The sequence below is a fragment of the Synechococcales cyanobacterium T60_A2020_003 genome, from assembly GCA_015272205.1.
Taxonomy (GTDB): Bacteria; Cyanobacteriota; Cyanobacteriia; order RECH01; family RECH01; genus JACYMB01.
Genome location: JACYMB010000003.1, coordinates 1 through 6400, shown reverse-complemented (window position 1 = coordinate 6400; position 6400 = coordinate 1). Strand labels below are relative to the sequence as shown.

Sequence of the window (6400 nt, the reverse complement as noted above, 5' to 3'; positions counted from 1 at the left end):
ACTGAAATTTACCATGCCTCTCCTGCCCGCAACCCCTCTTTCATGCAACAACGCCGCACTGGAAGCCCAATAAACGACAGAGGTTGCGTATAAAGTCCCAGGTTGGGACGAATTAGGATCTCTTGACCATCGATTTGGATACTGCTTTGTCCGATGGGTGTTGCAGGATAGGGTGTGGTGGGCGCGAGGAAGATATCCACGCTGTCAAAGATCGCCCGAACGCGATCGCGATACCAACGACGAAAGCGCTGTGCCTGGAGATACCAAGCATTCGGCATTAGTGCCCCCGCCAAAAAGCGATCGCGCGTGGCAGGGTCAAAATCCTGGGGACGGGTGCGGAGATTGGCGAAGTGCTGACTCCCGCCTTCACTAGCCGTAATCACATAGGCAGCGGCACGAGCCCGATGGGACTCCGGAATAGAGACTCGTTGGGTGACACCAAGAGTCTGAGCGATTTGCTCCACCGCAGCGATCGCCTCCGGTTTGCCTCCGGTCTGAAAATGGTCATCGGCCACGGCAATGCGTAGACCGTCAATGCCCTGGTTCAGACTCGGCAGAATCGGCTCTACAGGGCGATCGCAACACACTGGATCGTTCGGATCATATCCCTGCATCACATCAAATAGAGTGGCAATGTCACGGGGCGATCGCGCCAGAGGGCCAATGTGATCGAGGCTCGTCGATAGAAACGCCACCCCCGATCGAGAAAGCCGTCCGTAGGTCGGTTTCAACCCAAAGATGCCACAGAGAGCCGCCGGAACTCGGATCGAGCCATTCGTATCGCTGCCTAGGCTAAAAGGAACCAATCCCCCAGCCACCGCCGCTGCCGATCCACCTGAAGATCCACCTGCGATCCGGCTCAAATCATGGGGATTGTGAACCGAGCCATAGCGGACATTTTCGGTCACGAATCCATAGGCGTATTCATCCATGTTCAGCGTACCCACCAGAATCGCTCCGGCGTGTTTGAGGCGCGCGATCGCCGTTGCGTCACATTTAGCAGGGGGATTGTCGGCGTTGATTTTCGATCCAGATAGAGTCTTTAAACCCGCTACGTCAAATAGATTTTTGACCGCAAAGGGAACCCCAGCCAGAACGCCGGGATTGTCTCCTTGGGCGATCGCTCGGTCTACGCGATCGGCATCTTGGAGTGCTCGATCCGCCAACACATCCGTAAAACTATTCAGAGATGGATCTCTGTGCTGAATTTGGTTCAGCGTCCACTCTGTGATGGTGCGGGCAGAGAATTCGCCGGACTGTACGGCTTGGGCGATCGCCACGGCATCCGTCTGAGATAGATCGATAGTCATGGAACAAAAATAGGAGCAGGTTCGAGGTCTTCGGGTAGCGGGAATTCCATCACCAGTTGGGCGATCGCCTCAGTTCGTTCAAGATTGGCGATCACACCGGGACGATAGGCTGGATCGATGGGCAGGTTGAGGAGGGCGGCAGTGAGGGTGGTGTAGGTGTCGAAGGGGGTGGACATGGAGTGATGGGGTGATGGAGTAATGGAGTGATGGGATTGAGGTTTAGACGTTGGCGAGAGGAGTGGGGGACGATCGGCAGCGGGCTTCGGCTTGGAGTTTTTTGGCGGCGGCGGTGGCAGACAGTCCGGTAACGTCAACGGTTTGCACGTCTACGCCCCTACGCTCTAGATCATACTGATAGGTTTTATCGTAATAGTCCAGAATCATATCGCAAGCGTCGGCTAGTCGGTTTTGCTGAATGTGGGCGATCGCCTCCTGGGTACGAAGTCCACCCAGCTTTTTGTGAATTCGCTGGGTCGCGTTAATCAACTCCTCCACGGGCGCAATTTTATAAACCTCTACCAAAATGTCTACCCGCTCTGCCCGCGATCGCACCACTTGGACTATCGGCGCACTCATCATTTGCTGAAATAGCTCTGGAGGAACACGGCAGAGGCCAATCCGCCGACTTTCGGCTTCAATCCAAATGGGTTTGTTCACAGGTAATGCCGCCCAGGCGATCGCCACATCATTTTCAAATTGCTCATTGGTGGGTTGCGGATCCAGTCCCAAGGCTCCGTAGCTACTCCCCCGATGGTTCGCCAATGCCTCCAGATCCAGCACGGGTTCTCCCAACTGCGCCAGTTTATGCAAAATGGCCGTCTTTCCGGTTCCGGTCATTCCCCCCAAGGTCAGGATGGGCTTCGGCATCGCGCACGTATCGCGCACCCAGCGCCGAAAGGCTTTGTATCCCCCCGTCAGCGTTATGACCTTAAATCCGGCGGTCTCTAGCAACCAAGCCATCGAGCCACTCCGCATTCCCCCTCGCCAGCAGTGAACCTGAAGGGGAATTTCAGTACCTCCCGCCAGTTGTTTTGCGGTTTTGACGAAATCCGCTAGTTTTGGGCCAACCAGTTCTAGCCCTAGTCCAATGGCGCGATCGCGCCCCTCCTGTTTGTAGCATGTTCCCACCATTGCCCGTTCCTCATTGGTGAACAGTGGAAAACGGATCGCTCCTGGAATGTGTCCATCCGCATATTCCCCCGGACTTCGCACATCCAACATCAGTCCGGGCGCACTTAAAAAGGTGGAAACATCAACCGATCGCACCATAAAACTTAGCGTCAATCTATTATGTCTAGTCTCCCTAGTGTAGTCGATGAAACTCCCTTCCCACCAAGCTCGAAGTCGGCGTGGCACTGGTCTTCTAGTTCGTGATGTCTGTGAAGCCTCGTAATGTCAGGAATTCCTCCATAGGAATCGGACGATTCTCCAGAGGAGAGGCTTCGCTAACGCATAGTCCCAGGGCCATCGCTGGTGTCGTTTCTCCGTCTAAACTCCAATGCGGTCTGATCCAATTGTGGATGAGTCGTTGAGCCGTGATTGCCCGTTGGAGTCCATCTACGGTCTTGGCGTCATGGTTCTGCCGCCTGCGATAGGCACTGCAGCGACGACGGATGGAACGATTGAGCGCTTCATTGTGGTTGGCATGAACCTCTGAAGCCGCACGAATCGCTGTAAAGGGGTGTTCTGGTTTGACCCACTCGACCCGTGGGTCCCCTGGAGAGCCTTTGATTGTGCAGGCGACCTCAACGCCATAGCGCCAGACTGTTCGATGCTTATAGGGGGTATGTCAAATAGTTTGTGTCAGGGGTGAAAGGTTATGGGGGAAAGCGATCGCCGAACTCAATCGCGAAGCGATTTAGAGCAGGCTTCCAATTCGGAATCGGCATCGTCCACTTTTTCGAGATATTGGCGATCGCCAAGTAGATGACCTTCAAAGCAGAATCATCTGTCGGAAAGGCGCGATGATTCTTGAGGACTTTTTTGAGGCTCATGTTCACAGACTCAATCGCATTGGTCGTGTAGATGACTCTGCGGATCTCCTGTGGGAAGGCAAAGAAGGGAATAATCCGCTGCCAATGGTTGATCCAGGACTTGCTAATCGTCGGGTATTGCGAGTCCCATGTTTCAGCGAACTCCACCAATCGCTGCTCGGCTTCCGCTTCGGTTGTCGCCGTGTAGATGAGGCGCAGGTCAGCCGCAACCGCTTTACGGTCTCTGTAGGACACATAGGCCAGCGAATTCCTGACCATGTGAACAATACAAAGCTGCACCAGCGTCTTGGGGAAAACAGCCTCAATCGCATCAGCAAAGCCCGTTAGACCATCGATACAGGCAATGAAGATGTCCTTGAGTCCCCGATTTTGGAGTTCTGTCAGGACCTGCAACCAGAACTTAGCCGATTCATTCTGGGTCACCCACAAACCCAACAACTCCTTGCTACCCGACAGATTTACGGCTAAGGCCAGGTAAATCGATTTGTTGACCACTCGCCCCTCGTGCCGGATTTTGACCCGCAAAGCATCGAAGTAGACAATCGGGTAGAGGGCATCCAGGGGACGATTCTGCCACACCTTACGCTCCTCCTCAACGGCCTCGGTGACATTCGAGATCACCCCTGCCGATACCTCTACCCCATAGAGGTCACGCAACTGAGCCTGGATGTCGCGCACCGTTATCCCTCGCGCATACAGCGACAGAATCTTGTCATCAAACCCGTCAAAGCGGGTCTGCCCCTTCTTCACCAGTTGCGGTTCAAATTCACCAGTGCGGTCACGCGGAACCACAATCTCGGCTTCGCCAAACTCGCCCTTAATCGTTTTCTTACTATGCCCATTGCGCCGATTCGTGGCAGTGGAAGATGCAGATGCAGATTCAGCGCGTTGCTCCTCCATGTGCGTCTTCATTTCAGCTTCTAAGCAGCGCTCCACCAACGCTTTAGTCAGTTGCTTGAGAATGCCTCCTTCACCCAGGAGGTCTTCGGGGTTTTGGTAACCTTTGAGTAGTTCATCGAGACGTTCAGGGGAAAATGTCATCATCTTTATGTCTCAGGTTCAATAGTTCATTAGATCTCATTTCTCCCTTTGACACAATCTAATTTACAGTCCCATTTTGCGGAGATAAGCATCATCCCCCCCGCCTTTTTGCGCTTTGCTTTGATGCCCACTTTGGTGGATTTGTCCTGCCCCAACCGATTCAACGCAATCTGTCGCAATAAGCTCATGGTCTGCGGGGCGTGGTCTTTGCGAATCCGACAGGCATCTTCAGCCAACGAAACATCCAGGACCCAATGCAGGCCATTCTCCATGGCCCAGTGCGTCCGAATCGCCCCATTCATCACCTGAGCATCCTGCCCCAGACTGCTCAAGGAGTAGCGCCGTTCTCGACTCACTTTGCCATTCACCCGCCGCTCACTCTCAACCATTGCCACCGTTTGCAAACCGCTCCACTGCGGTTTTTGCACCAGGTAGTCTAGCTCTGAACCCGAGAGAGTCCAACCGCGGCGCATCTCAATGCGTCCGTGCCCTTGATCCACCGACTGAGCCACATCATGCTCCAGGGTCTGAAACTGCACCGATTCGGCTTGCTTAAACAACCATTGCCCATCCTCAAACCAGGTGGGCTGATTGTCTTTGAGCGCAAGAACGGAATCGGCACCTCCGTCCATGAGGGCGGCGGCCATCTCCCTCGGGCAACCCATCGCGTCAATGGTCACGATACATCCAGCAATGGAGAGCATGTCCAGCAGGTGGGGAATGGCGGTGATCTCATTCGATTTCTCATCGACTTTGCGTTGCCCCAACACCCGTCGATTGGCACTGGCCCAGGCACTAACCCTGGGGATTGCCCCCTTGCCACTGCTGTTGTCATAGGAACCACGCACAGTTGTGCCATCGATGGGGATACTAATCGCCGCAATCCCACTCAGGAAGCATTGCTGCATCGCTTCTGGGTCAAGGCGGCCAAACACGCGAGCTACGGTATCGTGGGACGGAATGCCATTAGGCAAGGCGAGAACCGTTTTGAGCCATTCGCTTTTAGCCCGTCCATACTCCTCAATGGCACTCCAACGTTCAGCCTCGCAGATCGCCGCACAAATGGCTAGGCCGATGATGTCGAGTAATCGATGCTCTTTGCCCCGGGGGGCTCGGGGCTCTTCCAACAGGGCAACGTGAGTCAGAATGCTCCCATCGTTGGGCTGGCTCATCGTAGTTTCCTCAGCAACTGCTTTACTGCCTTCAGCCTATGCCCTATTTTTATGCGTTTGCCCTAGTTGTCCTTCCTGACGTGCTTGTGCCCAACACTTTGCGGCTTGACGCATAGCTGTTGTAGTGATCGGCAAATACTCTAGAAACTTTGCAAGTTCATCCAGACGAGCAATACCTTTGGTCTTGTTGGCTCGTAATAACTCGCGCCGAAGTTCATAGTCTGCAATTTCTGGAATGATAATGCGATTGCCTGTCGCAATATGGGCTTGAAGCCACTGGGCACAAGCAGCACTTTCAGAAGACAGCTTAGGATTAGTGACCAAACCCAGTGGTCCCGTGTCTAGCACAATAACTCGACTCACCAGGTTATACCCTTCAACTCAGCCGGCAACAACTTACGCTCAGATAACCGATCGTCATCTAGAACCTGAACCAAATACTGACCTGTTTCCTGTCGCTCCTCTTCATCCTCACTATCCAGCCAAGACTGAAGTAAATTCACTGCTTCAGTTTGTCTTTGCTTCAGCAAAATAGAATTTGTCAAAAGCTGTAATGCCAATGCTTCCACTGAAAGCCCGTGCTGATTGGCTTCCTGTAAAAGATATTGTTCTAGCTCTGGCGATAGGTTAAGGGTTAGAGTCATAGGGCTACTAAGCTCGACTTTATCCAATTGATCGGCGTTGTTGCATGAAAGAGGGGTTGCGGGCAGGAGAGGCATGGTAAATTTCAGTTATCACATATAAAACCTGCCATGAAACCTCAATACCGCATCCGCAACTGGTCAGAGTATAACGCTGGATTGAAGGCTAGGGGAAGCCTCACCTTCTGGATCGAAGAATCTGTGCTGGGGCAGTGGGTGGTCGAGGAGTTGAGCGGCAAACC

Annotated in this window: 8 protein-coding genes and 1 pseudogene; 2 read left to right on the top strand and 7 right to left on the bottom strand. The window is 53.6% G+C overall.

From position 1 onward, the window contains the following. Nucleotides 1–8: 8 nt before the first annotated feature. From IGR76_00090 to mnmH, 3 genes are read right to left on the bottom strand one after another with little or no spacing between them, the layout of a single operon-like run. Complete coding sequence (locus IGR76_00090) at nt 9–1310, bottom strand: AtzE family amidohydrolase (protein ID MBF2076947.1); 1302 nt, start codon at nt 1308–1310, stop codon at nt 9–11. Then, entirely contained in the window at nt 1307–1486 is a 180-nt protein-coding gene (locus IGR76_00085) for a DUF4089 domain-containing protein (GenBank protein MBF2076946.1), read from the bottom strand. The genes IGR76_00090 and IGR76_00085 overlap by 4 nt, the downstream gene beginning before the upstream one ends. A gap of 43 nt (nt 1487–1529) precedes the next feature. Further along, nucleotides 1530–2579 carry a tRNA 2-selenouridine(34) synthase MnmH gene (gene mnmH / locus IGR76_00080; protein MBF2076945.1) on the bottom strand — a complete coding sequence of 350 codons (1050 nt, stop codon included), beginning with the start codon at nt 2577–2579 and terminating at the stop codon, nt 1530–1532. A 229-nt stretch (nt 2580–2808) separates the two neighbouring features. On the opposite strand from mnmH, the gene IGR76_00075 reads away from it, so the two are divergent. Continuing rightward, entirely contained in the window at nt 2809–2967 is a 159-nt protein-coding gene (locus tag IGR76_00075) for a hypothetical protein (GenBank protein ID MBF2076944.1), read from the top strand. A gap of 160 nt (nt 2968–3127) precedes the next feature. Here the strand turns inward: IGR76_00075 and IGR76_00070 are convergent, their stop codons facing one another. The 4 genes and pseudogenes from IGR76_00070 to IGR76_00055 form a co-directional block, all read right to left on the bottom strand. Beyond that, a complete protein-coding gene (locus IGR76_00070; GenBank protein MBF2076943.1) occupies nt 3128–4345 on the bottom strand; it encodes an IS256 family transposase in 1218 nt (405 codons plus the stop codon). Between the two features lie 63 nt (nt 4346–4408). After that, nucleotides 4409–5517 (bottom strand): annotated as a pseudogene (locus tag IGR76_00065) (ISAs1 family transposase). A gap of 36 nt (nt 5518–5553) precedes the next feature. Next, a complete protein-coding gene (locus IGR76_00060) occupies nt 5554–5880 on the bottom strand; it encodes a hypothetical protein (GenBank protein ID MBF2076942.1) in 327 nt (108 codons plus the stop codon). Next, nucleotides 5877–6161 carry a hypothetical protein gene (locus tag IGR76_00055; protein MBF2076941.1) on the bottom strand — a complete coding sequence of 95 codons (285 nt, stop codon included), beginning with the start codon at nt 6159–6161 and terminating at the stop codon, nt 5877–5879. Before IGR76_00055 ends, IGR76_00060 begins: the two co-directional genes overlap by 4 nt. 108 nt (nt 6162–6269) lie before the next feature. Between IGR76_00055 and IGR76_00050 the strand changes: the two genes are divergently transcribed. Next, nucleotides 6270–6400, top strand: a 131-nt coding sequence (locus IGR76_00050; GenBank protein MBF2076940.1) for an IS5/IS1182 family transposase, incomplete at its 3' end; no start/stop codon positions are given.